This window comes from Phytoactinopolyspora halotolerans, from assembly GCF_010550675.1.
GTDB classification, from domain to species: domain Bacteria; phylum Actinomycetota; class Actinomycetes; order Jiangellales; family Jiangellaceae; genus Phytoactinopolyspora; species Phytoactinopolyspora halotolerans.
Genome location: NZ_JAAGOA010000001.1, coordinates 397,728 through 424,426, shown reverse-complemented (window position 1 = coordinate 424,426; position 26,699 = coordinate 397,728). Strand labels below are relative to the sequence as shown.

Annotated in this window: 25 protein-coding genes, 1 tRNA gene and 1 riboswitch; of the genes, 13 read left to right on the top strand and 13 right to left on the bottom strand. The window is 68.6% G+C overall.

From position 1 onward, the window contains the following. Nucleotides 1-40: 40 nt before the first annotated feature. Nucleotides 41-153: riboswitch (SAM riboswitch) on the top strand. A 13-nt stretch (nucleotides 154-166) separates the two neighbouring features. The 5 genes from thrC (at nucleotide 167) to G1H10_RS01880 (ending at nucleotide 2,965) form a co-directional block, all read left to right on the top strand. After that, nucleotides 167-1,444, top strand: a complete 1,278-nt coding sequence (gene thrC / locus G1H10_RS01900) for a threonine synthase (RefSeq protein WP_163731785.1) — start codon at nucleotides 167-169, stop codon at nucleotides 1,442-1,444. A 5-nt stretch (nucleotides 1,445-1,449) separates the two neighbouring features. Continuing rightward, entirely contained in the window at nucleotides 1,450-1,737 is a 288-nt protein-coding gene (locus G1H10_RS01895) for a ubiquitin-like small modifier protein 1 (protein ID WP_163731783.1), read from the top strand. 107 nt (nucleotides 1,738-1,844) lie between these two features. Then, nucleotides 1,845-1,921 (top strand) — tRNA-Thr (locus G1H10_RS01890). Nucleotides 1,922-2,103: 182 nt separating this feature from the next. Then, nucleotides 2,104-2,517: a tRNA (N6-threonylcarbamoyladenosine(37)-N6)-methyltransferase TrmO gene (gene tsaA, locus G1H10_RS01885; RefSeq protein WP_174263957.1), complete on the top strand. Its 414-nt coding sequence runs from the start codon at nucleotides 2,104-2,106 to the stop codon at nucleotides 2,515-2,517. Continuing rightward, nucleotides 2,507-2,965 carry a pyridoxamine 5'-phosphate oxidase family protein gene (locus tag G1H10_RS01880; protein WP_163731779.1) on the top strand — a complete coding sequence of 153 codons (459 nt, stop codon included), beginning with the start codon at nucleotides 2,507-2,509 and terminating at the stop codon, nucleotides 2,963-2,965. Before tsaA ends, G1H10_RS01880 begins: the two co-directional genes overlap by 11 nt. Before the next feature lie 27 nt (nucleotides 2,966-2,992). On the opposite strand, the gene G1H10_RS01875 is transcribed toward G1H10_RS01880, so the two are convergent. Further along, entirely contained in the window at nucleotides 2,993-4,306 is a 1,314-nt protein-coding gene (locus G1H10_RS01875) for an MFS transporter (RefSeq protein ID WP_163731776.1), read from the bottom strand. Between the two features lie 78 nt (nucleotides 4,307-4,384). Further along, the gene (locus tag G1H10_RS01870) at nucleotides 4,385-4,822 is read right to left on the bottom strand and encodes a CBS domain-containing protein (RefSeq protein WP_163731773.1); all 438 of its coding nucleotides are present in this window, start codon (nucleotides 4,820-4,822) and stop codon (nucleotides 4,385-4,387) included. 371 nt (nucleotides 4,823-5,193) lie between these two features. Here G1H10_RS01870 and G1H10_RS01865 point away from each other — a divergent pair, with 371 nt between their 5' ends. Both G1H10_RS01865 and G1H10_RS01860 read left to right on the top strand, forming a co-directional pair. Next, the gene (locus tag G1H10_RS01865) at nucleotides 5,194-6,315 is read left to right on the top strand and encodes an ABC transporter ATP-binding protein (protein ID WP_163731770.1); all 1,122 of its coding nucleotides are present in this window, start codon (nucleotides 5,194-5,196) and stop codon (nucleotides 6,313-6,315) included. 73 nt (nucleotides 6,316-6,388) lie between these two features. Next, on the top strand, nucleotides 6,389-7,657 hold the full coding sequence (locus tag G1H10_RS01860) for a DUF4032 domain-containing protein (RefSeq protein ID WP_163731767.1): 1,269 nt from the start codon (nucleotides 6,389-6,391) through the stop codon (nucleotides 7,655-7,657). Nucleotides 7,658-7,677: 20 nt separating this feature from the next. On the opposite strand, the gene G1H10_RS01855 is transcribed toward G1H10_RS01860, so the two are convergent. The 7 genes from G1H10_RS01855 to cysS form a co-directional block, all read right to left on the bottom strand. Continuing rightward, a complete protein-coding gene (locus G1H10_RS01855) occupies nucleotides 7,678-8,448 on the bottom strand; it encodes an anti-sigma factor (protein ID WP_163732124.1) in 771 nt (256 codons plus the stop codon). Next, complete coding sequence (sigK, locus tag G1H10_RS01850) at nucleotides 8,445-9,047, bottom strand: ECF RNA polymerase sigma factor SigK (protein ID WP_163732121.1); 603 nt, start codon at nucleotides 9,045-9,047, stop codon at nucleotides 8,445-8,447. The genes G1H10_RS01855 and sigK overlap by 4 nt, the downstream gene beginning before the upstream one ends. Before the next feature lie 234 nt (nucleotides 9,048-9,281). After that, the gene (locus tag G1H10_RS01845; protein ID WP_163731764.1) at nucleotides 9,282-9,995 is read right to left on the bottom strand and encodes a fasciclin domain-containing protein; all 714 of its coding nucleotides are present in this window, start codon (nucleotides 9,993-9,995) and stop codon (nucleotides 9,282-9,284) included. A gap of 66 nt (nucleotides 9,996-10,061) precedes the next feature. Then, complete coding sequence (locus G1H10_RS01840; protein WP_163731761.1) at nucleotides 10,062-11,633, bottom strand: molybdopterin-dependent oxidoreductase; 1,572 nt, start codon at nucleotides 11,631-11,633, stop codon at nucleotides 10,062-10,064. A 144-nt stretch (nucleotides 11,634-11,777) separates the two neighbouring features. After that, nucleotides 11,778-12,929, bottom strand: coding sequence for an acyl-CoA dehydrogenase family protein (locus G1H10_RS01835; RefSeq protein ID WP_163731758.1), 1,152 nt, complete (start codon nucleotides 12,927-12,929; stop codon nucleotides 11,778-11,780). Between the two features lie 118 nt (nucleotides 12,930-13,047). Then, nucleotides 13,048-14,013 carry a 23S rRNA (guanosine(2251)-2'-O)-methyltransferase RlmB gene (gene rlmB / locus G1H10_RS01830; RefSeq protein WP_163731755.1) on the bottom strand — a complete coding sequence of 322 codons (966 nt, stop codon included), beginning with the start codon at nucleotides 14,011-14,013 and terminating at the stop codon, nucleotides 13,048-13,050. Continuing rightward, complete coding sequence (cysS, locus tag G1H10_RS01825; protein ID WP_163731752.1) at nucleotides 14,013-15,479, bottom strand: cysteine--tRNA ligase; 1,467 nt, start codon at nucleotides 15,477-15,479, stop codon at nucleotides 14,013-14,015. Before cysS ends, rlmB begins: the two co-directional genes overlap by 1 nt. A gap of 89 nt (nucleotides 15,480-15,568) precedes the next feature. On the opposite strand from cysS, the gene G1H10_RS01820 reads away from it, so the two are divergent. Then, on the top strand, nucleotides 15,569-16,381 hold the full coding sequence (locus tag G1H10_RS01820; RefSeq protein ID WP_163731749.1) for a phosphatase PAP2 family protein: 813 nt from the start codon (nucleotides 15,569-15,571) through the stop codon (nucleotides 16,379-16,381). Here the strand turns inward: G1H10_RS01820 and ispF are convergent. From ispF to G1H10_RS01805, 3 genes are read right to left on the bottom strand one after another with little or no spacing between them, the layout of a single operon-like run. After that, a complete protein-coding gene (gene ispF / locus G1H10_RS32205) occupies nucleotides 16,367-16,837 on the bottom strand; it encodes a 2-C-methyl-D-erythritol 2,4-cyclodiphosphate synthase (protein WP_163731746.1) in 471 nt (156 codons plus the stop codon). The two genes, G1H10_RS01820 and ispF, sit on opposite strands and share 15 nt — an antisense overlap. Beyond that, complete coding sequence (gene ispD, locus G1H10_RS32200; RefSeq protein WP_216852791.1) at nucleotides 16,834-17,610, bottom strand: 2-C-methyl-D-erythritol 4-phosphate cytidylyltransferase; 777 nt, start codon at nucleotides 17,608-17,610, stop codon at nucleotides 16,834-16,836. Before ispD ends, ispF begins: the two co-directional genes overlap by 4 nt. Nucleotides 17,611-17,612: 2 nt before the next feature. After that, entirely contained in the window at nucleotides 17,613-18,095 is a 483-nt protein-coding gene (locus tag G1H10_RS01805) for a CarD family transcriptional regulator (protein WP_163731744.1), read from the bottom strand. A 325-nt stretch (nucleotides 18,096-18,420) separates the two neighbouring features. Between G1H10_RS01805 and G1H10_RS32195 the strand changes: the two genes are divergently transcribed. From G1H10_RS32195 to G1H10_RS01780, 5 genes are all read left to right on the top strand, one after another. Further along, a complete protein-coding gene (locus G1H10_RS32195) occupies nucleotides 18,421-19,023 on the top strand; it encodes a hypothetical protein (protein WP_216852790.1) in 603 nt (200 codons plus the stop codon). 276 nt (nucleotides 19,024-19,299) lie between these two features. After that, nucleotides 19,300-20,334, top strand: coding sequence for a LacI family DNA-binding transcriptional regulator (locus G1H10_RS01795; RefSeq protein ID WP_163731741.1), 1,035 nt, complete (start codon nucleotides 19,300-19,302; stop codon nucleotides 20,332-20,334). 171 nt (nucleotides 20,335-20,505) lie between these two features. Then, nucleotides 20,506-21,918, top strand: coding sequence for a glucuronate isomerase (gene uxaC, locus G1H10_RS01790; protein ID WP_163731739.1), 1,413 nt, complete (start codon nucleotides 20,506-20,508; stop codon nucleotides 21,916-21,918). Nucleotides 21,919-22,020: 102 nt separating this feature from the next. Next, a complete protein-coding gene (locus G1H10_RS01785; protein ID WP_216852789.1) occupies nucleotides 22,021-23,490 on the top strand; it encodes a mannitol dehydrogenase family protein in 1,470 nt (489 codons plus the stop codon). 57 nt (nucleotides 23,491-23,547) lie between these two features. Next, nucleotides 23,548-24,867, top strand: coding sequence for a Gfo/Idh/MocA family protein (locus G1H10_RS01780; RefSeq protein WP_163731736.1), 1,320 nt, complete (start codon nucleotides 23,548-23,550; stop codon nucleotides 24,865-24,867). On the opposite strand, the gene G1H10_RS01775 is transcribed toward G1H10_RS01780, so the two are convergent. Further along, complete coding sequence (locus G1H10_RS01775) at nucleotides 24,854-26,491, bottom strand: FAD-dependent monooxygenase (RefSeq protein WP_163731733.1); 1,638 nt, start codon at nucleotides 26,489-26,491, stop codon at nucleotides 24,854-24,856. The genes G1H10_RS01780 and G1H10_RS01775 overlap by 14 nt on opposite strands. Nucleotides 26,492-26,699 lie beyond the last annotated feature (208 nt).

Sequence of the window (26,699 nt, the reverse complement as noted above, 5' to 3'; positions counted from 1 at the left end):
TGCGTACGCGGCGTCTGGCTCCGTCGTAATGTGAAAGTCGTACTCATCCAGAGGGGCAGAGGGACCGGCCCGTAGAAGCCCCGGCAACCACCCGGCAATCCCGCGGGGTTTGGTGCCAACTCCGGCCCGTTGACCGAGCGGGGAAGATGAGGAGGTATCCCTCAGCATGACCATCACCGACGCGCCCGCACCGAGTACCCCGGCAGCTGTCGGGCCAGACTTGGGTCGCGCATCCCATCTGTCATGTCGCGAGTGTGCGGCCACCATGGAACTCGGCCCGTACTACGCCTGCATGGAGTGCTTCGGCCCGCTTGAGGTCGCGTACGACTACGGCACCATCACCCGCGCCGACATCGAAGCCGGACCCACGTCGATCTGGCGATACAAGGATCTGCTTCCCGTGCCGTCGACGGTTGCGGACATCCCGAACACCGAGCCGGGTTTCACGCCCCTGTTGCGTGCGGACAATCTCGCTCGCGAACTCGGCCTGAAGGCGCTGTGGGTCAAGAACGACGCCGCCAACCCGACGCACTCCTTCAAGGACCGCGTGGTGGCGGTGGCGCTGGCGGCCGCACGCGAGCTGGGCTTCACCGTGCTGGCCTGCCCGTCCACCGGCAACCTCGCCAATGCCGTCGCCGCGGCGGCGGCCCGGGCCGGCATCCGGAGCTTCGTCTTCATCCCCAGCAACCTGGAGCAGCAGAAGGTCGTCACCAGCGCGGTCTACGGGACCACGCTGGTTGCGGTCGAGGGCAATTACGACGACGTCAACCGGCTCGCCTCCGAGCTGGCCGGCCAGCACGAGGACTGGGCGTTCGTCAACGTCAACGTGCGGCCGTACTACGCCGAGGGGTCGAAGACGCTCGGCTACGAGACCGCCGAACAGCTCGGGTGGCGGCTGCCGGAACAGGTCGTGATCCCCGTCGCCAGCGGTGCGCAGCTGGTCAAGGTGGACAAGGCGTTCAGCGAGCTGATCACGCTCGGCCTGGTCGAGGGCGAGCAGCCGGCCATCTTCGGCGCGCAGGCGGAGGGGTGCTCCCCGGTTTCGGCCGCGTTCAAGAGCGGACACAACGTCGTCAAGCCGGTCCGGCCGGACACGATCGCCAAATCCCTGGCCATCGGCAACCCGGCGGACGGCCCGTACGTGCTGGACGTCACCCGCCGCACCGGCGGTGCCGTCGAGGACGTCACCGACGAGGAAGTCGTCGAGGGCATCCGGCTGCTCGCTCGCACGGAGGGCATCTTCGCCGAGACCGCCGGCGGCGTCACCGTCGCTGTCCTGGCCAAGCTGCTGCGCGAAGGCAAGCTCGACCCAGACGCGGAAACCGTCGTCTTCAATACCGGAGAGGGTCTGAAGACCCTCGACGCCGTCGCGCCGGTCGTCGGCCCGGCGGGCACCATCGCACCCACTACCGAGGCATTCCGTGCCCTCGTTCCGGAGGCATAGATCACATGAGCGTTGCTGTACGAGTTCCGACCATCCTGCGCACCTACACCAAGGGTGAGGCAGACGTCAGCGTCGACGTGCCGGACGACGCTACGCTCGCGGATGTCGTGAAGGCGTTGGACGCTGCCTACCCGGGGATCGGGGCGCGGGTGCTGGACGACACCGGGGAGATCCGGCGGTTCGTGAACGTCTACGTGAACGACGACGACGTGCGGTTCGCCTCCGGCCTACAGACACCGACACCGGCCGACACGAAGGTGTCGATCATCCCGGCGGTCGCCGGCGGCTGCTGACCCCGACCCACCCCCGGCCCCCTTCCCATGATCATGAACACTTTCCGTTCTATGTGAACGGTTTGTGTTCATGATCATGGAGTGGATCGGGTACCGTTTCTGATTGCGCCCGAATAGCTCAGCTGGTCAGAGCAACCGCCTTGTAAGCGGTAGGTCGTCGGTTCGAATCCGACTTCGGGCTCCACCTGCGATGTCCAGATCGACGTCATGAGGTCCCTCGACTCATACCGGGCGAAGCGCGACCCGGATGGGATACCGCCCGCCGGCGCCTGGGGTTGTGAGCGCCCGGTACGCTCGCAATCGAAGGACCGGCGGTGCCGCGCGGGTGCATGGCATCTGCGAATCCGGTCACAGAAGGGGCCGTGCATGGCGACGTACGACATCACTCCGATCGGAAGGGTCGAGTCGTCGCTGACCGACCCCGATGCGGCGCCACGACAACCCGATGAAGGCGCTCCGGACGCTCGCCTGATCTTCGAGCGGCGGGTGCTCGACGGACTGCGTAGCCTCCGGGTCGGCGACCGGATCGTTGTCCTCACCTGGCTCGACCGCGCGCAGCGGGACGTGCTCAGCGTGCATCCTCGCGGTGATACCTCCCGGCCCGAGGAAGGGGTGTTCAGTACGCGCTCGCCGCATAGGCCCAACCCAGTCGGACTGCACCAGGCGGAGATCACCGCCATCGACGGACGCGTCCTGACGGTAGACCATCTTGAGGCGTTGGACGGTACGCCCATCGTCGACGTCAAACCGGTGCTGAGTGGTGATGTCGATGAACGCTGAGGCTCGCTCGCGCGCTCAACGCATTCGCGATACGTTGCACCGCCTCGAACACGACGTCGATTGCTGGGTGGCCACGGCCGGCGACGCCGGCGGTTCGCCTTACATGATCCCGCTGTCCTTCCTGTGGGACGGCGATTGCCTGCTGCTGGCCAATCCGAAGTCCAGCATCACCAGCCGCAACCTGTCGGCCAGCGGGAAGACACGGATCGGCATCGGGCACACCCGGGATGTGGTGATGATCGAAGGCATGGCCACGCCGGTGCATGCCGCGGACCTGCCGCCCGGCGTCGCAGACGCATTCGCCGCGAAAGCCGGTTTCGACCCGCGAGCGCTCACCGGATACCTGTACTTCCGGGTGCGTCCGCAACGCATCCAGGCATGGCGTGAGGTGAATGAACTCGACGGCCGGGATCTCATGCGGGACGGCCGCTGGCTCACGGCTGGCTGACCCGGCGACGGCGGGGTGACGCAGGCGTCAATCCCGGGTTCGGCGATGCCGCATCTTACGCGCCAGCACGTCCCGGACGGGTGGTACGACGACGCCGTGCTCGGCCATCCGCCGCCGCACCATGCGTCGCGTCCGGACGATCCCGACCAGGCCGGTGATCCAGATGACGTAGTGGACGCAGAGCGCGATGCGGAAATCCTCCAGGTCGTATGCGCTCGAGCCGCCGCTGCGCAGGTCGATCACCACTCCGATGGCGAGGATGGTCAGAAGTCCCGCGGAGAAGCCCCCGACATTGACGATCCCGGTCGCGGTGCCGAGCCGGTTCGGCGGGTTGAACGTGCGAGCGAAGTCGAAGCCGACCATCGATCCGGGTCCGCTCAGGGCGAGCGACAACACCAGGAGAACCAGTACCCACATGGGTGCGGTTCCTGGCCATGCCAGCACGGTGGTCCACGCGCCCGCGTTGGCCCCGACCACGCCCAAGACCAACCACGAGCGGCGCAGCGGATGCCGCGAGACCAGGACACCGAGCACCGGGCCGGCGACCGCACCGGCCACCACCATCAACGTCAGCAGTGACCCCGCGGCTCCCTGGGAGAGGCCCTGTCCCGCCACCAGAAACGGGTAGCCCCACATCATCGCGAAGACGATTCCGGCGAACCCGGTGGAGAAATGCGCCCACAGCCCCAGCCGCGTCCCGGGGTGCCGCCAGACCGTGACGAGATCGCGGCCGACGCCACGCCATATGCCACCCCTGATCGGGCGCGCCCGTGTCTCCGGCGAGTCGCGCACCGCCACCATCGCCAGCACCCCCACGAGCACGCTCGTCGCCGCCACCGAGGTGAACGCCGGAGTCCACCCGAACCGGTGCAGCACCATGACGAACGGCACCGCGGACAGCACCTGGCCCAGTTGCCCGATCAGGCCGGTGAGCTGGGTCAACAACGGCACCCGTCCCGGTGGGAACCAGGTGGCCGCGAGCCGGAGCACGCTGACGAACGTCATCGCATCCCCGGCGCCCACCAGGACCCGCCCGCCCACGGCGACCGGAACCGAGGTAGCCGCCGCCAGCACCGCCTGACCGACCGCCATCACCGCGGCGCCGGTGATCAGCAGGCGGCGCGGGCCGACCTGGTCGATCAGCATGCCGATGGGGACCTGCAGGCCGGCGTAGACGAGTAGCTGAACGACGACGAACGACGCGAGCAGGCTGGCGGACGTGTCGAACCGCGCCGAGGCTTCGAGGCCGGAGACGCCGAAGGAGGTGCGATGCAGGACCGCGACGATGTAGGCGACGAGCCCGACACCCCATACGATCCAAGCTCGGCGCGATATCGACATCAACAGCCATTATCGTTGCGGCCGGATGCCGCGGACAGCCAGACCTGGTCAGCCGCGTTCCGCGCCGACGAGCCCGGCTCAGGTGACGGCGGTTCTGATGTACGAGGACAGCGAGTCGCGCTCCACCTCGAGTTCGGTGATCCTGCTCTTCACCACGTCACCGATGCTGACGATGCCGACCATCCGCCCGTCCACCACGACCGGAACGTGCCGGAACCGTCCCTCGGTCATCACCTGGGAGAGTTCGTCCAGGTGTGTATCCGGTTCGCAGATGCGCACGTCGGCCGTCATGATCGAGGAGACTGCGCCGGAGAGCACCGCGGCACCGTCCCGGTCCAGCGCCCGTGCCACGTCACGTTCCGACACGATGCCGTCGATGGCGGCGCCGTCCGCCGAAACCACGACGGCACCGATATGGTGTTGTGCAAGCACCGAGAGCAGGGTGCGGACGTCGTCGTCCGGGCGTACGGTGACGACGGAGCTGCCCTTCGTGCGGAGCAGATCGGACACGTGCATGGGGAGCCTCCTGGTGGATGCGGAGTACACCTCGTGCCACTGCACCGTACGGCGTTCGGGCCGTTCGCGAAAGCCTTTCCGGCAAACTGGGCATGAGTGCCCACGCACTGGCACGTGTGTCCGGATTACCCCGCGCCCCGTCCGTCCATGCCCGGCGGCCCTGCGAGGTGACCGCGGGTACATCCCGTCGCGGGACCTGCTCTGCCCTCGTGACCGCCTGTGACAACCGTCTCATCGACAGGCGCCGCGTGACGTTGCTCACCCGCACTGTGTATTGTCTGTAGACACCCCGAATCCGGGGACAAGTTCATACCCGTCCACTTCACTACGGATCGTCCGGCACGTACCTGCCGGTGAAGGGAAGCAGCACCATGGCCACTGTCACTTACGACAAGGCGACCCGGATCTATCCGGGTCAAGACGCACCCGCCGTCGACAGCCTCGATCTCCAGATCGAAGACGGTGAGTTCCTGGTCCTCGTCGGACCATCCGGTTGTGGAAAGTCCACCAGCCTCCGCATGCTGGCCGGGCTCGAAGAGGTCGACGCCGGCGCCATCCGCATCGGCGACCGTGACGTCACGCACATGCCGCCCAAGGACCGGGACATCGCCATGGTGTTCCAGAACTACGCGCTGTACCCGCACATGACGGTCGCGGCGAACATGGGCTTCGCGCTGAAGATCGCCGGCACGCCGAAGGCTGAGATCCAGCAGCGGGTCATGGACGCCGCCAAGCTTCTCGACCTGGTCGAGTACCTGGACCGGAAGCCGAAGGCGCTCTCCGGTGGTCAGCGTCAGCGTGTCGCGATGGGCCGCGCCATCGTCCGTGAGCCGCAGGTCTTCCTCATGGACGAGCCGCTGTCCAACCTGGACGCGAAGCTCCGTGTCTCGACCCGCACCCAGATCGCGTCGCTGCAGCGTCGGCTCGGCATCACCACCGTGTACGTCACGCACGACCAGATCGAGGCCATGACCATGGGCGACCGGGTCTGTGTGCTCAAGGACGGGCGGCTCCAGCAGGTCGACACGCCGCTGAAGCTCTACGACAAGCCGGCCAACGTCTTCGTCGCCGGCTTCATCGGCTCGCCGGCGATGAACATCGCGACGTTCGACGTCGACGGGGAGCGCGCGAAGCTGGGAGAGGCGGACGTTCACCTTCCCCCGGCGGTTGCCAGCGCCGTCAAGGCGGAAGGATCGGACACCGTCACCGTCGGCTTCCGTCCCGAGTCTCTGGTGCCGACCTCGAGCGAGGACGTCGGCGGCATTCCGGTGACGGTCGACCTTGTCGAGGAGCTCGGCTCCGAGGCCTACGTCTACGGTCACCCGGCCGGCCCGAAGGCCGAGGAGCAGAGTGACCGGATGCGCAGCGACACGGTGATCGCCCGGGTGGAGCCGCGGATGGCTCCGCACAAGGGCGAGAAGGTCACCTTCTCTGTCAAGGACGGCGAATCGCACTTCTTCTCGGTCAAGACCGGCGAGCGTATCGAAGCCTGACAGGTACGTGACGAGCAGCGGCGGGTGGCCATCCGGTCACCCGCCGCTTCGTCGTCAGGGACAATGAGGGCCTATGGAACTGCGCATCCTGGCCACGCCGCACGAACAGCAGGCCCTGCTGGACCTGCCGTGGGACATGCCGCTGGAAGACTGGCCCGAGTGGTATCTCGTCGCCCTGCCCCGGGGAATCTCGCGGCACGTCGTCCGGTTCACCCGGCTCGAGGGACGGGTCTACGCCCTGAAGGAGGTCGTCCAGTCGTTCGCGGACCGGGAGTACCGGCTGCTACGTGACCTGGAACGGCTGGACGTGCCGTCGGTGCAGGCAGTGGGCGTCATCAGCGGCCGCGAAGCTCCGGACGGCGAGCCGCTCGACCCGATCCTGGTCACCAGGCATCTGCAGTTCTCACTTCCGTACCGAGCTCTCTTCGCCCGCATGATGCGCCGGGAGACCGTCGAGCGATTGATCGACGCTCTCGTCGTCCTGATCGCCCGGCTCCATCTCCTCGGGTTCTACTGGGGCGACTGCTCACTGTCCAACACGCTCTTCCGCCGCGACGCCGGGGCGTTCGCCGCTTACCTCGTCGACGCCGAGACCGGCGAGCTGCATAACCGCCTCAGCGACGGCCAGCGGGAACACGACATCGACATCGCCCGGGTGAACATCGCCGGCGAGATGATGGACCTCGCCGCCGCCGGCTACCTCGACGACACGGTGGACCCGATCGCGACCAGCGACCACGTGGTGGAGCGTTACCACACCCTCTGGTCCGAGCTCACCGAGTGGGAGGCGTTCGACGTCAACGAGCGCTGGCGGATCGCACGCCGGGTGGAGCGGCTCAACGACCTCGGCTTCGACGTCGCCGAGCTGGACATCGTCACCGACATCGGCGGCCGCACCGTGCGCGTTCAACCCAAAGTGGTGGACCCCGGACACCATTCTCGCCGCCTGCTACGGCTCACCGGCATCGATGCGCAGGAAAACCAGGCGCGCCGGTTGCTCAACGACCTGGACGCCTACACCGCCGAGACCGATCAGCAGGGCGAAGACGAGGAGATCGTCGCCAACGCCTGGGTGATGGACTGTTTCGAGCCCGTGATGCGAGCAATCCCCCGCGAATTCCGCGGAAAGCTGGAAGCGCCGGAGATCTACCACGAGGTGCTCGAGCACCGCTGGTACCTCTCCGAGCAAGCCGGCCACGACGTGGGTATCGAGGAGGCCGCTCAGGACTACGTCGAGTCGGTGCTGCGGCACAAGCCCGACGAATTGGCCATCCTGGGCGGCACCTCCGGCGACCCCGAGGAAACCCAGCCGTTCCGCATCCCATGGGACGAGCTCGGCTAGCCTGCCGCCCAGCGCCGCGATCACGCGAGTTCGATCAGCATCACCGGGTCGGTGGTCGGCCGTTCCGACCCTCCGGCGGGTTCCACCGTGATGCCGAGATGATCGGCGTCGGCCAGCCCATGCGCGGTGAACGGACCGATCCGGCCGTCCTCGGTGTCGCCCAGCAGGCCCGCCGATCGGGCGCCGTCGTCGTCGATGAACCACAGCTGATACGTGTGCTCGGCCGGCGCGGGCTCCATGCCGTGCACCATCAACACCGCGGTGTCGACCGATCGAGCCATGATCACGGTGCCGCCCGAGTCTCCCTGCTCAGCCTGGACCACCTGCATGTCCGGCGCGGTGACGAGCTCACGCATCTGCGCACCGATCGCCTGCGAGCGGTCCAGCTGCTCCCGGGTCTCGTTCAGCTGTATGCCGAGGACGACGATGCCGGCCAGCAGCGCAGCGACCGCGCCGGTGGCGATCGGGCCCCACCAACGGCGCCAGGCCCGGCGGCGCGCCCCCGAACGTAGCGTGTCCCGATCGTCGTCGCCGGAGTCGGTAACCTCGGGCGGCAGCGGCCGGACCTGCTCGATGCGCCGGAGCACGTCGTCCTTCATCCGGGCCGGCGGAGACACCGCGGCCGCGGCACCGAGCCGGGCGGCGGTCTCCCTGATCTCCTCCACCTCCGCCGCGCAGGCCGAGCACTCGGCGAGGTGTTCTTCGAACAGCTCGACGTCCTCGTCCGGCAGCGCGTGTAACGCGTACGGTGCGGCGAGGGTGTGGATATCGGCGTTCGTAGCCATCATCATCGCCCCAACCCCATGCAATCACGCAACCGGATCAGCCCGTCCCGGAGCCTGGTCTTCACCGTGCCGAGTGGCGCCTTCAACAGCTCCGCCACCTCTCGATACGTGTAGCCGTCGTAGTAGGCCAGCGTGACCGACTCGCGCTGCAACTCGGTCAGGGACTCCAGGCAGCGCCGCGCCTGCTCGCGTTCGAAGCTCATTTCGACCTGCTCGGCGACCTGGTCATACGGCGGGCTCTCGGCCTGCGCCGCCATCCGGAACTCACGGTCGGTGGCGGCTTGCTCGCGCCGTACACGGTCCACGGCCCGGCGGTGTGCGATCGTCATGATCCAGGCCATGGCGCTTCCGCGCGCGGTGGAGTACCGCGACGCCGACCGCCACACCTCCACGAGTACGTCCTGGGCGACCTCCTCGGCCTGGCTCCTGTCCCGCAACACCCGGGTGGCGATGCCCAGTACCGGGCCCGCCACCTGGTCGTAGATGCGGGCGAAGGCCGCCGTGTCTCCCCGCGCGGACCGCTCCAGGAGGTCGCCGAGCGTCGCCGTGGTGTCGGCTTGATGTTCGGCACCACCCTCGTCCCCGACCGGGCGCAGCGTCGGCATCAGGGCCACCGCCCTGGTTCACCTCTGGCCATGGTTCCTCCGTTCGGGGTAGCCGTCCGCCGTCATCCGCTATTCGTCACCGTTCCTCGGGCGGATTGGTGCGGATTCGGGCGAGGTCGAGACCGATCCGCATCCGCGGTCGGTCCGGATACCGGATGGACAGCCATGAGTGACCTCCCGCCGGCATGGTAACCGCGGGAGGTCACTCTCAATCGGCTGACGTGCCGGAACCGATCACGATGCCGGCGGCATCAGGACCGAGTCGATCAGGTAGACGGTCGCATTGGCCGTCTGGACACCGCCGCAGATGACGTTGGCGTCGTTCACCGTCAGCATCTCCGGCTCGCCCTCGACGGTCACGGACGCACCCTGCACCGTCTCGTGTTCACCGGCGATCTCGTCCGGCCCGACCTGGCCGGCCACAACGTGGTAGGTCAGCACACTGGTCAGCAGATCGGCATCTTCCGAAAGCGTTCCCAGCGTCTCTTCGTCGACGGCGGCGAAGGCATCGTCGACCGGCGCGAAGACGGTGAACTCGCCCCCGTTCAGCGTGTCCACCAGGTCGACATCGGGGTTCAGCTCCCCAGAGACCGCCGAGACCAGGGTCGTGAGCAGGGGGTTGTTCGACGCGGCCACGGCGACCGGATCCTCGGACATACCCTCGACCGAACCCGGGCCGTCCGGCACCTGCTCGGCGTAGTCTCCGCATCCTGGGCCCACCGGCCCGGATATCTCCTCCATGTCACCGGCGGAGGCCTCGTCGTCGGTACTGTTCTCCTCGGAGCCGCCGTCCTCCTCGTCCTGGGATGTGTCCTGCTCGTCGCTGGTCGTCTCCTCGGCCGTGTTGTCGTCTCCGCTGTCGTCGTCGGATCCGCATGCGTTGACGGTCAGGGCCAGCGCCGCCACGGCGCCTATCACCGCGGCCGTACGTCGGGTGGAGCTTCTCATCGTCGTTCCTCCTTTTAAAGGTTTCCGGGAACCGGTGTGCTGTCGGTACTGCTCTCGTCGCTGCGGCTAGACCACCTCCACCACCACCGAGTGCCAACCGCTGGCCCCGTCCGGGAACGGGGAAGCCTTCTCGTCGGTCTGCGGCTCACCGTCACCGTCCGTAGCCCGGACCCGCAGGGTGTGCCGGCCGGGCGTGGCGTCCCAGTCGAGGGACCACTGCCTCCAGACATCGACCGACGCCTCCGCCGCCAGCCGCGCCGGCTGCCAGGGGCCGGAATCGACTTGGATCTCGACTTCGCTGATCCCGCGGCGCTGCGCCCATGCGACGCCGGCGACGACGTTGCGCCCCGCCGAGAGTTCGGCGAACGAACCGGGGACGTCGATCCGGGAGGCGATCTTGATCGGTGCCCGCTCGGCCCAGTCCCGGTCGGTCCAGTACGCCGACGCCCGGTCGAACCGCGTGACCTCCAGATCGACGACCCACTTCGTCGCCGAGACGTAGCCGTAAAGGCCGGGCACCACCATGCGGACCGGGAAGCCGTGGTCCAACGGAAGAGGCTCGCCGTTCATGCCGATCGCCAGCAGCGCATCGCGGCCGTCCAGCAAGGCTGCGAGCGGGGTGCCGGCGGTGAACCCGTCGACGCTCGTGGACAGCACCATGTCGGCGTCCGCGTCCGGCCGGGCCTGTTCCAAGAGCGACGCGAGGGGATACCCCAGCCACACGGCGTTTCCGGCCAGTTCGCCGCCGACCTCGTTGGAGACGCACGTCAACGTGATCATCCGCTCCACCAACGGCATGGTCAGCAAGTCGGCGAAGTCGATGTCGACGACGCGCTCGACCATGCCGTGCACCCGCAGCGTCCACTCGTCCGGATGCACCACCGGCACCTCGAGTGCCGTATCCACTCGGTAGAACTCATCGTTGGCGGTGGTGAACGGCGTCAGGCCGGGAATGTCCAGCCGCACCCGGGGACTCGGGTCGACGGCGGGCCGCTCGGGCTCGGGCAGCCGGAGCCGTCCGCGCGCGGCCAGCACGTCGTCAACGGTCTGGCCGAGCTGCCGGCTGCCGACGGCCGTCAACACCGCCACCCCGACGGCCGCCGCGGCCAGCCCGAGGAACCGGCGTCGGCCGAGGTCAGCGGTCGAGCCGGCGGAGGCGGAGGCACGTGTTCCGCGCGCCGGTGCCGGCCGGGTTCTGAGCTCGCGTACCAGCAGCCAGAGCGCGGTTCCGCCCAGCAGCACACCGGCCAGCGACGGGATCAGATCCTCCGGGCTACTGGCCGGCCGGTTCATCGCCGCCGCCGACGCCGCGCCTCCCAGCACTGCCACCAGCACCAGCCCGGCCGGCGGACGACGCAACTGGAACAGGCCGGCGAGCACGGACAGACCCAGCAGAACTACGCCGAGACAGATCTGGAGGACGAGCTTGTCGTTGGCGCCGAAGGTGGAGATGGCGAAGCTCTTCAGCCACTCCGGGGTGCGATCGACGATGGTGTTGCCCACCACGGCGAACGGCGACGTCCTCGGGCCCACGAGCGCTTCGGCGAGTTCACCGATACCGAGGGTGACCCCGCCGGCCACGATGCCGGCGAGCGCGGCGAACCCTCGCGTGCGCCACGGATGTCCAGGGCTGTCCATGCCCGGTATTCGTGGCCGCCGCCGGGGCGGATTGGTGTCCGGGTCCGGGTCCGTCGTGAGGCGCGCGCGGATGTGCCAGGCCGGCCGGCTGGAGGCCGGCCGGAATCCGTCCGGGATGGGCGCCGCCCACCCCGGACACGGGGGTCAGCTCGGGTGGCGTTCCAGGTCTCGCGCGATCACCACACGCTGGATCTGGTTGGAGCCTTCGAAGATCTGCATCACCTTCGCCTCCCGGAAGTAGCGCTCGACCGGGAAGTCTCGGGTGTAGCCGGCGCCGCCGAGTACCTGTACCGCGTCGGTGGTGACCTTCATCGCGTTGTCCGTGGCGATCAGTTTGGCGACGCTCGCCTCACGTCGGTACGTCAGCCCGGCGTCGCGCCGCCGGGCAGCGGCCAGGTACAGCGCGCGTCCCGCCTCCACCGCCGCGGCCATGTCCGCGAGCAGGAAGCCCAGGCCCTGATGGGAGACGATCGGCTTGCCGAACTGGGTACGCTCCTTCGCGTACCCGACGGCCGCATCGAGCGCCGCCTGCCCGAGCCCCGTGGCGACGGCCGCCACGCCAAGCCGGCCGGAATCGAGCGCCTCCAGGGCGATGCTGAAGCCGGCGTTCTCCGGCCCGATCCGGTTCTCGGCCGGCAGCCGTACACCGTCCAGGTGGACCAGCGTGGTGGGCGATGCGGTCATCCCCATCTTCTTCTCGTGGGCGCCGAAAGAGAGACCGTCGGCGTCGCCGGGAACGAGAAAGCAGCTGATCCCGCGCGGACCGTCGTCGGACGTCCGTGCGAACACGGTGTAGAAGTCCGCGTGTCCGCCATGGGTGATCCATGCCTTCGTGCCGTCTAGAACGTAACCCGCCGAGTCACGTGTCGCCCGCGTGGTCAACGCCGCGGCGTCCGAGCCCGCATGCGGTTCCGACAGGCAGTAGGCGCCGAGGAGTTCGCCGCCCACCATGTCCGGCAGCCACTGTTTGCGCTGCTCGGCTGTGCCGTACGCGTCCAGCGGCCAACACGCGAGAGTGTGCACGCTGATGCTCAAGGCGACGGTTGCCCAGCGTGCGGCGATCTCCTCCAGCACCTGAAGGTAGACCTCGTAGGGCTGACCTCCGCCGCCCATGTCCTCGTCGTACGGGAGCCCGAGCAGCCCGGACCTCCCCAGCAGGCGCACGGCGTCCCTGGGATACTCGGCGGCCGCTTCGGCGGCGCCGGCGCGGGGCGCCAGCTCGGCGTCGGCGATGTCACGGACCAGGGCCAGCAGTTCACCGGCCTCTGGGGTGGGCAGCATGCGGTCTGCAGGCACGCGAGAAGCACCTCCACGGCTCACACGGAAGAGATCGTCTCCCGTGGCTGTCGTCGGTGCCCGGCATGCCATGCGCAGGTGGTGACCCGCATCACACGACGCACCGGGCAGCGACAGCCTACCGCCTCGCGCGTGCGATCTCGTACATGGCCACACCCGCCGCCACGCCGGCGTTCAGCGACTCGACGCTCCGCGCGATCGGTATCCGCACGACCAGATCGCACGCCTGGTGAACGATCCGCGACATTCCCGCGCCCTCGGAACCGACCACCAGGCACAACGGCTCGCCGAGCGCGGCCGCCTCGCCGACCTCCACCTCGCCGCTTCCATCCAGACCGATGACGAAGAGGCCCGCCTCCTGATAGGCCCGCAGCTGGCGGGCCAGATTGGTCGCGCGCGCTACCGGCACGCGCGCCGCGGCGCCGGCAGACGTCTTCCATGCGCCTGCCGTCATCCCCGCGCTCCGGCGCTCCGGAATCACCACCCCATGCGCACCGAACGCCGCCGCCGATCGCACCACCGCCCCGAGGTTGCGCGGATCCGTGACGCCGTCGAGCGCCACCACCAGCGGCACCTCTCCGGCCTCTTCGGCAGCGGTCAGGATGTCGTCGGGGTGCGCGTAGTCATACGGCGGCAGGGTCAGCGCCACGCCCTGATGGACCGCGCCACCGGTGACCCGATCCAACTCCGACCGCGGCGCCTCCAACACCGCGAGTCCACGATCCGCCGCCGTCCGCAGCACCTCCCGGACCCGGTCATCGGAGTCGATCCGCTCCGCGACGTACAGCGCCTTCACCGGCACCTCCGCGCGCAGTGCCTCCACGACGGAGTTCCGTCCCGCCACCGTCTCCGTGGCTCCGGGACGGCCGGGCTCGGGACGCTGGCGCCGCGCCGACTGTGCGGCCGTCTCCTTCCGCTTGGCGGCCGCCCGTCGCGCGGCCGGATGCCCGGTGCGGTCCTCCGCTCGCGGCGTCGGCCCCTTGCCTTCGAGACCGCGGCGGCGTTGCCCGCCCGAGCCCACCTGCATGCCCTTCTTCGTGCCCGGCTTGCGCATCGCGCCCCGCCGTCGGGAGTTGCCGGCCATCAGTCCACGTCTCCTCGGGCTACGTTGCGTTCGGCGGCTGTGTCAGCGCCGGCGAGCTCCCACCGGGTGCCGGTCGGGCTGTCCTCGACCAGGATGCCCAGCGAGTTGAGCCGGTCACGGATGGCGTCCGCGGCAGCGAAATCCTTCCGCTCGCGCGCCTGCTGACGCTGGTCGAGCAGCGTTCGGACCAGACCGTCCACGACGCCGCGGAGCCGGTCTCCGGCGCTGCCCACCGAGTCGAGCCCGACCCACGGTTCGGCCAGCGGGTCCAGTCCCAGGACACCCAGCATGGCGCGTACGCTCGCCAGGTTCTCTCGCAGTCGCTCATGCCGGCCGGCGGACAGCAGGTTGTTGCCCTCACGGACGGTGTCGAACAGCACCGCCAGTGCCTGCGGGACGGAGAGGTCGTCGTCCATCGCCGCGGCGAACTCGGCCGGCACCGCGTCCGCCACTCGCACGTCCGGCAGCACCTCGGTGGCGCGGGTGACGAAGCCCTCCAGCCGCCGGTACGCGGCCCCGTCGGCGACCAAGGACTCCTCGGAGTACTCGATCGCGCTGCGATAGTGCGCGGCCAGCAGGTAGTAGCGCAGCTCGATCGGCCGGACGCGACGGATGACGTCGGAGACCAGGAGCGAGTTGCCGAGCGACTTGCTCATCTTCTCGCCGGACATGGTCACCCACGCGTTGTGCATCCAGTACCGGGCGAACGGCTGGCCTGCGGCTCGTGACTGGGCCAGCTCGTTCTCGTGGTGCGGGAACTGCAGGTCGATCCCGCCGCCGTGGATGTCGAACTCCTCACCCAGGTACTTGGCGGCCATCGCGGAGCACTCCAGGTGCCAACCCGGACGTCCCCGACCGAACGGCGTGGGCCAGGACGCCGTCTCCGGCTCGCCCTCCTTGTGTCCCTTCCAGAGGGCGAAGTCCCGCGGATCCCGCTTGGCCCGGGTGTCCGAGTCGCTCGCGGCCGCCATGTCGTCGATCTTCTGGCCGGAGAGCTGTCCGTACGACGGCCAGGAACGGACGTCGAAGTAGACGTCGCCCGAGTCGTCGTCCGCCGGATAGGCGTGCCCGTTCTTGATCAGCGTCTGCATCAGCTCGATCATCTCGGTGATATGTCCGGTCGCACGAGGCTGATACGTGGCCGGATCGCACCCCAGCACCTCATAGGCCGCGTCCAGCGCTCGCTCGTTCTCGTACGCCCAGGCCCACCACGGCCGTCCTGCCGCCGCGGATTTGTCGAGGATCTTGTCATCGATGTCGGTGATGTTGGCGACGATGGTGACCTCGAGCCCGTTGTACTCGAACCACCGGCGCAGAACGTCGAACACGACTTCCTTACGGATGTGTCCGATGTGCGGTGGACCCTGTACGGTCAGACCACAGTGATAGATACCCACCTGGCCCGGGTTGACCGGGACAAAGTCGCGGACTTCTCGTGCGGCGGTGTCGTACAGGCGAAAACTCACCGGACAAGACTAGCTACTCTGACTCTTAAGGGCAGCCTCCCCGTGGCGGCGAGCCCGAATGTGAGCCGAGCACCTGTGGAGAAGCGCACGTGTCCAACGCCGGTCCGCCTTCCCCCGAGCTGCGTGACCCGTCCCGTAGGTCGGGCTCGGCGGCGGTGAACGACACCGGCGCCGACGCGCAGGGCTCGGACGACTCGCACCGCGGGCCCCGTGCCCGGCCCTGGTGGCTGGCACCGGCACTCACCGGTGTCCTCTCCGCGGCGCTGCTGGCGTTCATGACCTGGCAGGTCGTCGAGCGAGGCTTCGTCATCGACTGGGACTGGCCGTTTCACGAGTACGTCGACGCGCGGCAGCCGGAGGGCGTGGCGCGCGAACTGCTCGACGGCGTCGCGAGTCTGGGTGGGCAGCGCTTGTACACACTGCCGATCGTGGTGGCCGTCGGGGTATGGGTGGCGTGGAAACAGCGGAAGATCCGCGTGCTGATCGCCGTCGGCTCGGGTCTGGCCACGGTGTTCTTCATCGGATACTGGATCAAGTTCAGCCTGGCACGGACCGCACCGCACACCGGGATGGACATCCTGCACGGCGACGGCCAGGCGTTTCCGTCCGGGCACACCGCCAACGCGACGTTGACGTGGTTCCTGATCGCCACCATCCTGTTCGGCGCTCACGGCTGGCGGCCGGACCGCCGCCGGTTCCGCCAGGCGACCGTCGCCGCCTGCGTCATCGTCTTCCTCGCCGGGGCGCTCATGGCGCTGCTCGATTACCACTGGCTCAGCGACATCCCCGGCGGCTGGTTGCTCGGCGCCCTGGCGCTGTCGGTCGCCAATGCCGTGCTGCGCGTCAGGCTGCCGTGGCCGATCCTCGACTGGCCGTCGACGCGATCGTCACAGCGTCACTAGCGCCACCGCCACCGCCGCCAGACCTTCGCCGCGGCCGGTCAGGCCCAGTCCGTCGCTCGTGGTGCCGCTGACCGCGACCGGGGCGCCGACGGCCGCGCTCAACGTCGCCTCCGCCTCGGCTCGCCGCGTCCCGATCTTGGGGCGCACCCCGACCACCTGCACCGACACGTTGCCGACCGCGCCGGAAGCCTGCGCGATAAGACGCACCACCTCACGGAGCAGGTCGACACCGGAGGCTCCGGCCCATTCAGGCCGGTCGGTGCCGAAGACGGCGCCCAGGTCCCCGAGCCCGGCGGCGGAGAGCAGCGCATCGCATGCGGCATGCGCCGCCACGTCGCCATCCGAGTGCCCGGCACATCCGGCCGGTTCGTCCGGCCAGTGCAGACCGGCGACCCAGCATGGACGTCCCGCTTCGAGCGGGTGGACATCGACGCCGACTCCGACGCGCGAAGTCACGCCTCGCTCCGCCGGGCGTCCGTCGTCGAGGCCGTGGATGAGATCTGTGGTTCGGCCGATGTGGTACGGACCTCCTCCGAGGAGTTCTCCCCGGCGATCAACGCTTCGGCGAGCACGAGGTCGATCGGTCTGGTGATCTTCATGGCATGATCATGACCCGGGATCACATGCACCGGCTGTCCGAGCCACTCCACCAGACCGGCGTCATCCGTCGCGGTGGTGTCTCCGCGCTCCTCGGCTGCGCGGTGCGCGCGTTCCAGCACGTGCCGACGGAAGCCTTGAGGCGTCTGCACGGCTTGCAGCAACGACCGATCCGGCGTCGCCACCACCGCTCCCGTCTCATCGACCTGTTTCAGCGTGTCGACCACCGGGAGGCCGGGCACCACGGCGTCGCGGCCGGCGTCGATGGCGTCGGCGACCGCGACGAACAGAGCAGCGGGGGCCAGGCATCGCGCCGCGTCGTGGATGAGCACCACGTCAACCTGCGGCGGGGTGGCGTCCAGGGCACGACGGACAGACTGCCGACGGCTCGAGCCGCCTTCGACGACGTGCAACTCGACGCCCGGCGGAATATCCGGCGCCACCAGCTTGTGGACGGCATCCGCCTCGCCCGGAGGCGCGGCGATCACCACCGTCGTCACCACACCACTGCCGGCCCCCGCCCGGACGGCGTGGACCAGCAGTGCCTCGGCGCCCAGCGCGCACAACGCCTTCGGGATACCGGCTCCGAGACGTTCACCCGCCCCGGCCGCCGGGATGATCAGGCCGACCACAATCAGCCGGCGAGGACCTCATCGAGAAGAGACTCGGCCTTGTCCTCGTTGGTGTGCTCCGCGAGCGCTAGCTCCGAAACGAGGATCTGACGTGCCTTCGCCAGCATCCTCTTCTCACCGGCCGACAGGCCCCGATCGCGCTCGCGGCGCCAGAGGTCACGGACTACCTCGGCCACCTTGATCACGTCACCGGAAGCCAGTTTCTCGAGGTTCGCCTTGTACCGGCGAGACCAGTTGGTGGGTTCCTCGGTATGTGGAGCACGCAGGACCGAGAACACTCGATCGAGCCCGTCCTGGTTGACCACGTCACGCACACCGACGAGATCAACATTGTCCGCCGGGACCTTGACGGTCAGATCACCTTGAGTGACCCGTAAGACGAGGTACTGGCGTTCTTCTCCTTTGATGACCCGAGACTCGATCGCTTCGATGAGCGCAGCCCCGTGGTGCGGGTAGACAACCGTCTCGCCGACCTTGAAAGTCATATGTTCCTGTCCCCTTTCCCAACACAAGGATAGCACGACTCTTCCAGACCTCTAGAGCGTTTGTGCTGGTCAGAGGGGAAACTCAGGCTTGACAATCGTGATCTGACGTGCTTGCGGGTGATCAGAAACACAACGGAAATATACCGCACGCTCCCTCCCGACCGCCGTGAACGGCCCATCCGCCGTGGTCACAGGTATACGTCGGCACCGGCCGGCGAACCGCGGATTCCAGCCCGCCACACCTCGTCGCCGACCGCACGACACGGGTCGATACCCTTGACTCCGGCTCATCCATGCACATACTGCGTCACGTCAAGGAGTACCGGTGAAGTCTGCCGCCCGCATACGTCGCTCGCTACGGCCACGGCACCTCGTCCTGGCCAGCGCTCCGGCACTCGTACTGACGCTGGCCGGCTGCGAGATGCATGAGCAGACCCAGGGGTGGTATCCGCGCTACGACGGGGTGACCGCCGACGCCGACACCATCGGCCTGCGCAATGTCGTCGTGGTCGCGTCCGGGGACCAAGCCACGGTGCTGACCGCGTTCGCGAACGAGGGCTCGGCCGATGAGCTGCTGGAGGTGACGGTCGGCGACGTCAGCGCGGAGCCGGAGGGCGGACCGCTGACCATTCCGGCGAACGGATACGCCGCGCTCGGTCCGGACTCGGTTCAGGTAGAGCTCAACGGCGTGGACCTGGTGCCGGGCGAGATGACGGAGGTCCAGTTCCGCTTCGCCGACGCACCTCGGACGACGGTCGACGCCCTGGTCAAGGAGGCGGAAGGCCGCTATGCGCACGTCACCTTCACCGAGCCCGAGCCGCCCAGCGGGAGCGAGCCGACCAGCGGGAGCGAGCCGACCAGCGGGAGTGAGCCGACCAGCGGGAGCGAGCCGACCGACGACGACGACGCCGACGACGACGACGCATAACGGGCCGAACGCGCCTCGCCGTGCCCCGTCCCGGTGCTCCGGGGTGGCCGCGGCTTCCACCTGTACGGATCCGTCCCAACGCACCGGCCTGAGCTGATCGCCGCCGGGGCCACACGGCCAACCCATGCGGTGACGTGGCCTGAACTGGCGCGCCGGATGCGCCTTGGGTACTGTTGGCGACCCTCGAACGACGGTCACAATGCCAGCATGCGGACAACGATGTGGTCTACTCGGAGCATCACATCCCAATGGTCATAGGTGAGGACGCGGCAGAAGATGAGTAACCGCTCTCAGAGTTCTGAACGAACTCGCGCCTCTGCGCCTGCCGAGCGGGCGACGATCGGGCTCGTCGCGAAGACCGCCGGCGTCTCACGCGCCACGGTGTCCCGGGTGATGAACGGGAATCCACGGGTCGCACCGGAGCTGGCGCAACGGGTACGTCTCGCCGCCGAGGAACTCGGTTACGCCCCGAGTCCGGTCGCCCGCAGCCTCGCCCTAGGCCGTACCGGCATCATCGCGATGCTCGTCCCGGACCTCGGCAACCCGATGTTCCAGGGTGTTCTGCACGGCCTGACCGACGCGGCGGCGAAGGAGAACTATCGGCTGCTGGTCGCGGACTCGAACGAGAACCTGCACGAGGAGCCGGTATTGGCCACCGAGGCGCGCCGGCGCTGCGACGGACTCGTCCTCTGCGCCCCGCGCATGCCGGACGAGCAGCTGCTCGAACTCACCCCGCAGCTGGAGCCGTTCGTCCTGATCAACCGAGAGCTTCCCGAAACCTCCACGCCGTCGCTGACCATCGACTTCGCCGCCGGTATCCGGGATCTGGTCACCCACCTGCTCAGCCTCGGACATCGACGGCTCGCGTATCTGGCCGGACCGGACACCAGCGCCTCGAACCGGGCCCGGGTGCGGGCGCTCCACAAGGCCGCCCAGGACACGTTCGAGCTGGTGGAGGTGGCGTGCGGCGCCACGTTCGCCGACGGCCATGCCGTCGCCGACCAGCTGACCGATCTCAACGTGACCGCCGTCGTCGCGTACAACGACTTGGTGGCCTTCGGCACCCTGAGCCGCCTGCATGAGCTGGGCATCAACGTTCCATCACAGATGTCGATCGTCGGATTCGATGACATCCCATTCGTCCGATACACCACGCCGCCGCTCACCACGGCGTCGGTGCCGATGGATCAGCTCGGCCCCCAGGCATGGCAGCGCCTATGGGCGCTGATGAACGGCGAGGCACCGGAGAAGAACGTGCGCGTGCGGCCCCGCCTCGAGGTGCGGGGAAGCACCGGTCCCGCACCGCGCTGACCGCGCCCGCTCCCGTACCGCCGCCCGCTCGGACCTGCGATTTCAGGTGAGTCCGCCGGGCCACCAACTCATGCACCTTGGCCCTTCTGCTCTGAAACCGGTTTCCGGTATGCTGTCGCCAGTAGACCAGCCGACGCGAGCACGCGTCAGAAGCCGGCCAAGGAGTGGGTAATGGCTGAAGTGGACATGCACGACGACCGTCTGTTGCCGCCGGAGCCGTCCGTCCGGGCGGTGGCACGGGACCTATACAGCCAGGTCAAAGGGCTCCCGTTGCTATGTCCACACGGCCACGTGGATCCGTCCCTGCTCGCCGACGACGAGCCCTTCCCCGACCCGGCCTGGCTGTTCATCATCCCGGATCACTATGTGCACCGGATGCTGCACTCGGCCCGTATCCCGCACGAAGAGTTGGGCCTGGTCGAGGTCGATGGCACGCAACGAGAGACCGATTCCCGACGGGTCTGGAAGCGACTCTGCGAGAACTGGCACCTCTTCCGCGCCACACCGAGCAAGATCTGGCTGGAGATGGAGCTCGCCGAGGTCTTCGGCATCACCACCCGGCTCTCCGCCGACACCGCCGACCAGGTCTATGACCAGCTACTCGAACGGTTGACGCAGCCAGAGTACCGGCCACGTGCGTTGTTCGAGCGGTTCAACATCGAGGTACTCGCCACCACCGATGACGCCACCGACCCACTCGAAGCCCATCAACGCATCCGGGACGACGCATGGACCGGGACGGTGATACCGACCTACCGCCCGGACAAGGTGCTGGATCCGGACCAGCCCACCTTCCAGCCGTCGCTGCGGCTGCTGGCCGAGGTCACCGGCGAGGACACGATGTCGTATCCCGGCTACCTCGCCGCACTGCGGCAGCGCCGCGAGCATTTCCGCCGCATGGGCGCGACCGCGACAGATCACGGCCATCCCAGCGCATACACCGTGGAACTGTCCGATACCGACGCCGAGAAGCTGTTCCGCCGGGTCACCGAGGGCCAGCACGACGCCGGTGACGCCGAACAGTTCCGCGGGCACATGTTGATGCAGATGGCTCAGATGAGCCTGGAGGACGGCCTGGTGATGCAGCTGCATCCGGGGTCGGTCCGCAACCATGACCCGCACCTGCTGGCCCGTTACGGCCTCGACAAGGGTGCCGACATCCCCGGCCCCACCGACTACGTCAACAACCTGAAGCCGCTGCTCAACAGGTACGGCAACGAGCCGGATTTCACGTTCGTCGCGTTCACCCTGGACGAGGCCGCATACTCCCGGGAGCTTGCTCCGCTGGCCGGTTACTACCCGGCCATGCAGCTCGGGCCGGCGTGGTGGTTCTACGACAGCCCGCACGGTATCCGTCGCTATCGCGAGCTGGTCACCGAGACCGCCGGCTTCTACAACACGGCCGGCTTCAACGACGACACCCGTGCCTTCGCCTCGATCCCGGTGCGGCACGATGTCGCACGCCGGATCGACTGCGGATATCTCGCTCAGTTGGTGGTCGAGCACCGGATGGCCGAGGACGAGGCACACGAGGTGGCTTACGCGCTGGCCTACGGCCGCGCCAAGGAGGTGTACCGGCTGTGACGGTCACGCGCCGACCCGGACCGCGGATCACCGCCCGGAGACCCGGTTGAGCCGCACGGCTCGCACCGCACCGACCACGCGCACACTCCGAAAGGGCATGACGTGACCGATCGTCTGGGCCTCGCCAACCTCAGCGACCTTCCTGAATCCGCTCGACCCGACTACGATCCGCGCGGCCTGCGCACCGGTCTGGTACACCTCGGTGCCGGCGCCTTCTTCCGCGCACACCAGGCCTGGTACACGCACAAGCTGGCCGAGGCCGGCGAGCGAGAGTGGGGGATCCTCGCCAGCAGTCAGCGCTCCGCCACGGTCAGCGCACAGCTGGCAGCCCAGGACAGCCTCTACAGTGTGCTGGAACGCCCCACCCACGGTGCCCCGTCGGCGCACGTCGTCGGCGTGATCCGGGGATCCGCCTGCGCCGCGGCCGACCCGGAGCCCATCCTCGACGCGATCGCCGATCCACACGTCCACGCGGTCACCCTGACGGTCACCGAGAAGGGGTACCGTGCCGACGGCGCCCGCCTCCGCATGGATCCCGACGTCCTGGCCGATCTGTCCGGCCGGCCACCGGTGACCGTCGTCGGCCAGCTCGTCCGCGGCCTGCAGCGGCGGACGGGCCGCGGAGCCGGTCCGATCGCCATCGTCTCCTGTGACAATCTCAGCCACAACGGCTCCGTGCTGCGCGGCCTCGTCCATGACTTCGCCGACCGGCTGACCGGACCGGACGCCGCGACCACCCGCGAGTTCATCGAGCGGCAGGTCACGTTCCCCTCCACCATGGTCGACCGGATCGTCCCAGCCACCTCGGACGACGACCGGGACGAGGTACAGCGGCTGCTCGGCGTGCGGGACGAGGCGGCCGTCGTCGCCGAGCCCTTCATCCAATGGGTGATCGCCGACGAGTTCCTCGGGCCGCGCCCCGCCTGGGAGAAGGTGGGAGCCACCCTGACGCGTGACGTCGCCGGGTACGAGAGGGTGAAACTCCGGCTGCTCAACGCGACCCACTCGCTGATCGCGTATCTCGGCGCGCTCGCCGGCTACCAGACCATCTCGGCCGCCCTGGCGGACCCGCGGATCGAGAACGCGGCCCGCATGCTCTGCGACGGCGACACCATGCCCACGCTGACCGCGCCGGACGGCCTCGATCTGGCCGCATACCGGGACGACGTGTTGGATCGGTTCGCCAACCCGGCGCTGGGTCACCGCACGACGCAGGTCGCGATGGACGGCAGCCAGAAGCTGCCCCAGCGCATCCTGTCCGCGGTCCGGGAGCGCCGTGCGGACGGTGCCATGCCGCGCGTCGGTGCGTTGCTCGTCGCCGCGTGGATGCGGTTCATCCTGGGGCGCGACGACGGTGGTCGCCCACTCGACGTCTCCGATCCGCTGGCACAGCGGCTGACGTCGCTGATCCAGCGACCCGTGCCGGCGAACGAGATCGTCCGCGGCGTGTTCGGCGTCACCGAGGTGTTCGGCCCGGATCTGCAGGAGGACGATGAACTCGTCGACACGGTGGCCGCGTGGTACGGCTCATTGCGCGACTTCGGAGTCGGCGACACGTTGAGCACACTGTGAACACTCAGACAGCGAAGGCAGCGCACGGCAGGAACGACGGAGCAAGGAGTCTCTGACATGGCGAAAACGCGGTACGTTGTGGTGGGTCTGGGGTCGCGGTCCCGGATGTACACCCGGGCGCTGCTGGCGGATCACCGGGACGACGGCGAGCTGGTCGGCCTGTGCGACGTGAACCAGACCAGGATGGACTTCCAGAACAAGTGGTTCGCCGACGAGTTCCACGCCGGCCCGGTGCCGACCTATGACGCGGCCGATTTCCACCGGATGCTGGACGAGCAGCGCGCGGACGCCGTCATCGTGACCTCGGTGGACCGCACCCACGATCACTACATCGTCGAGGCGATGCGGACCGGCCGGGACGTGATCACCGAGAAGCCGCTCACCACGGACGAGCAGAAGTGCCAGCGGATCCTGGATGCCCAAGCCGAGACCGGCCGCGAATTGACGGTGACGTTCAACTACCGGTACGCGCCACGCAACAGCAAGGTCCGCGAGATCATCGCCTCCGGCGCCATCGGCGACGTGGTGTCGGTGCACTTCGAGTGGCTGTTGGACACCCGGCACGGCGCGGACTACTTCCGGCGCTGGCACCGGGACAAGCGAAACTCCGGCGGGCTGATGATCCACAAGTCCAGTCACCACTTCGACCTGGTGAACTGGTGGCTGGGCGCGGTACCGCAGACGGTGTTCGGCTTCGGAGGGCTGCACTTCTACGGCTGGGACAACGCCCAGGCTCGCGGTGAGACCGTGCGCAGCTACCGCAGTCACGGCAGCGCGGATCTGGCCACCGACCCATGGGCGATCGATCTAGCCGGCTCCGCGGAGTTGAAAGGGCTCTACCTGGACGCCGAGCACGAGGACGGCTATCTGCGCGACCGCAACGTCTTCACCGACGGGATCAGCATCGAGGACGATATGGCGGTGCTGGCACGATACGACACCGGTGCGACGTTGTCGTATCATCTGACGGCGTACTCCCCGTGGGAGGGCTACCGGGTCGGATTCAACGGCACCAAGGGACGGCTCGAGCTTGACGTCGTCGAGCGGTCCTACGTCTCCGGTGACGTCATCGACCCCAACGCCGCCGGTGCCGACCAGCCCGGCAACGAGCCGATCGACCGCACCCGGATGACGCTGCGACCGCATTGGCAGCCGCCGCAGCCGGTAGAGATCTCCGAGGAGGGTGGCGGCGGACACGGCGGCGGTGACCGGCGACTGCTGGCGGACGTGTTCAGCCCGCGCCCCGAGCCGGATCCGCTGGCCCGCGCGGCCAGGCACACCGACGGCGCCTACGCGATGCTCACCGGCGCCGCCGCCAACCGCTCCTTCGCCACCGGCCTCCCCGTGGCGATCTCGGACCTGGTCACCTTCCCCTAGGCGCGCCCAGACCGGTCATCGGTGACGAGGAGCGCGGCAGCCAGCGCTCCAGGTAGGCATGGAGACCGGACAGGTCGGTGCCGGCCGCACGGTAGCTGACATGCGAGTCCGGCCGGACGAGGTAGTGCACGCTTCCGCGCGGACCACGCCCGAGTCGCGGCAGGGCTGCACCGCCGGTCAGGTGATGCACGCTCACGAGGTCCGCGTAGCGCTGCCGTATGTCCTCCAGTTCGGCGCTCGGCCAGGCGTCCGGGCGCCCGCACAGCAGGAGATGGAATCCGGGCACACCGGCGAGCTCGTACAGCGAACGCTCTTCGCCGTCGGCCACCACTGTCCCGCCCGGAAGCCGGTCACCGGCGCGGGGACCCCCGCGGGGCGGCGGCTGCCCGTCCTGGACGGCGATGCTGTCGCGATAGTCGATGGTCAGCTCGGCGACGGTGCGAAATGCTGCGGCGCGCACCTTCGGTACGCGCCGGAGCATGGAGAACATCCGCGGGGCGAGCACGGTGCGGATAGTGCGGGCGACCGGATTCGCAGCTGTGGCCACACGGAACCCGAGGTCGGTGAATCGCACCACGGACTTCCCGACCGGTACGCGTTCGGTTTCATACGAGTCGAGCAGCTCCGGATCCGCCGCACCGCGCACCACCAACCCGAGCTTCCAGCCCAGGTTCCACGCGTCCTGGATGCCGATGTTCATCCCTTGCCCACCGGCGGGTGAGTGGACGTGGGCAGCGTCACCGGCGAGGAAGACCCGGCCGGCCCGATACCGGGGCGCGCTCTTGCGGTAGATCCGGAAGTCGGTTATCCACACCGGGTCGTGCAGCCGGAGCGCGTCGTTCGCAGCGGTGTCCACGACGGCTTGGAGGTCACCCAGGGTAACCGGCGTATCGGCGGGCTGGCCCTCCCGCCCTGGCCATCCTGCTGGTGGTCGCAAGGTGACCAGGCGCCACGACGCGGGCTCGGAGAGGGGGAAGAACAACACCGGACCGTAGCTCGTGAGGTAACCGTGCACCCGATCCGGGGCCAGCCCCTCGATCTCCAGGTCGGCCAAGGCGAAGAGCTGCGGGTAGCGGTCACCGGAGAACTCGATGCCGGCCAGATCGCGGACGATACTCCCCATGCCGTCGCACCCGGCCAGGTACCGTGCGCGCACACGCTCCACCTCACCATCGCCGCGCCGCAGCGTGCCGGTGACCTCGTCGTCGGACTCCGCGTAGTCAACCAACCTCACCTCCCGTTCCACCGCCACGTCGTGCTCAGCCAGATGGTCCACGAGCACCTGCTCCGTGATCGCCTGTGACAAGAAGAGCGGGAACGGATACTCGGTGTCGTCCATACCCAGGTCGAACAGGGGCAGCTGCACATCGTGGCCGCCCGCGTGCATGTGCAGGCGCACGGACCGGTGGCCACGCTGAACCAGCGTGCCCGCCACGCCCGAGCCGGTCAGCACCTCCAGTGTGCGGGGCTGGATCGCCAGCGCCCGGGACTCGTGCGCCCGGTCGGCGTTGCGATCGATGATCCGGACGGTCGCACCATGGGCACGCGCCTGTGCGGCCAGCGCCAAGCCAGTGGGTCCGGCGCCGACCACCAGCACGTCCACCGGTGGTTCGGAGGCGGTCATGATCTTCTGGTACCCACGGTCCGCAGGTCCACGCCGGGACGGTGCGGGCCGCCCGGCTCACGTCGCTGACGCCTCAGGCGCGATCGCTCCGCCGTCGTCGACCCCTATCGAACGCGCTGCGACGATCTCATCGAGAATTCGTCGTCCGAAAGCCGCTCGTGTCCAGCGTCGCGGTGAGCTACGTTGCGCGGGTGACGTCGCGCACGGA

Bases quoted from the DNA above. Each gene is read 5' to 3' on its own strand.
- thrC (WP_163731785.1), top strand. From the start codon at position 167: ATGACCATCACCGACGCGCCCGCACCGAGTACCCCGGCAGCTGTCGGG.
- G1H10_RS01895 (WP_163731783.1), top strand. From the start codon at position 1,450: ATGAGCGTTGCTGTACGAGTTCCGACCATCCTGCGCACCTACACCAAG.
- tsaA (WP_174263957.1), top strand. From the start codon at position 2,104: ATGGCGACGTACGACATCACTCCGATCGGAAGGGTCGAGTCGTCGCTG.
- G1H10_RS01880 (WP_163731779.1), top strand. From the start codon at position 2,507: ATGAACGCTGAGGCTCGCTCGCGCGCTCAACGCATTCGCGATACGTTG.
- G1H10_RS01875 (WP_163731776.1), bottom strand. From the start codon at position 4,306: ATGTCGATATCGCGCCGAGCTTGGATCGTATGGGGTGTCGGGCTCGTC.
- G1H10_RS01870 (WP_163731773.1), bottom strand. From the start codon at position 4,822: ATGCACGTGTCCGATCTGCTCCGCACGAAGGGCAGCTCCGTCGTCACC.
- G1H10_RS01865 (WP_163731770.1), top strand. From the start codon at position 5,194: ATGGCCACTGTCACTTACGACAAGGCGACCCGGATCTATCCGGGTCAA.
- G1H10_RS01860 (WP_163731767.1), top strand. From the start codon at position 6,389: ATGGAACTGCGCATCCTGGCCACGCCGCACGAACAGCAGGCCCTGCTG.
- G1H10_RS01855 (WP_163732124.1), bottom strand. From the start codon at position 8,448: ATGATGATGGCTACGAACGCCGATATCCACACCCTCGCCGCACCGTAC.
- sigK (WP_163732121.1), bottom strand. From the start codon at position 9,047: ATGCCGACGCTGCGCCCGGTCGGGGACGAGGGTGGTGCCGAACATCAA.
- G1H10_RS01845 (WP_163731764.1), bottom strand. From the start codon at position 9,995: ATGAGAAGCTCCACCCGACGTACGGCCGCGGTGATAGGCGCCGTGGCG.
- G1H10_RS01840 (WP_163731761.1), bottom strand. From the start codon at position 11,633: ATGGACAGCCCTGGACATCCGTGGCGCACGCGAGGGTTCGCCGCGCTC.
- rlmB (WP_163731755.1), bottom strand. From the start codon at position 14,013: ATGGCCGGCAACTCCCGACGGCGGGGCGCGATGCGCAAGCCGGGCACG.
- G1H10_RS01805 (WP_163731744.1), bottom strand. From the start codon at position 18,095: ATGACTTTCAAGGTCGGCGAGACGGTTGTCTACCCGCACCACGGGGCT.
- G1H10_RS01795 (WP_163731741.1), top strand. From the start codon at position 19,300: ATGAGTAACCGCTCTCAGAGTTCTGAACGAACTCGCGCCTCTGCGCCT.
- uxaC (WP_163731739.1), top strand. From the start codon at position 20,506: ATGGCTGAAGTGGACATGCACGACGACCGTCTGTTGCCGCCGGAGCCG.
- G1H10_RS01780 (WP_163731736.1), top strand. From the start codon at position 23,548: ATGGCGAAAACGCGGTACGTTGTGGTGGGTCTGGGGTCGCGGTCCCGG.
- G1H10_RS01775 (WP_163731733.1), bottom strand. From the start codon at position 26,491: ATGACCGCCTCCGAACCACCGGTGGACGTGCTGGTGGTCGGCGCCGGA.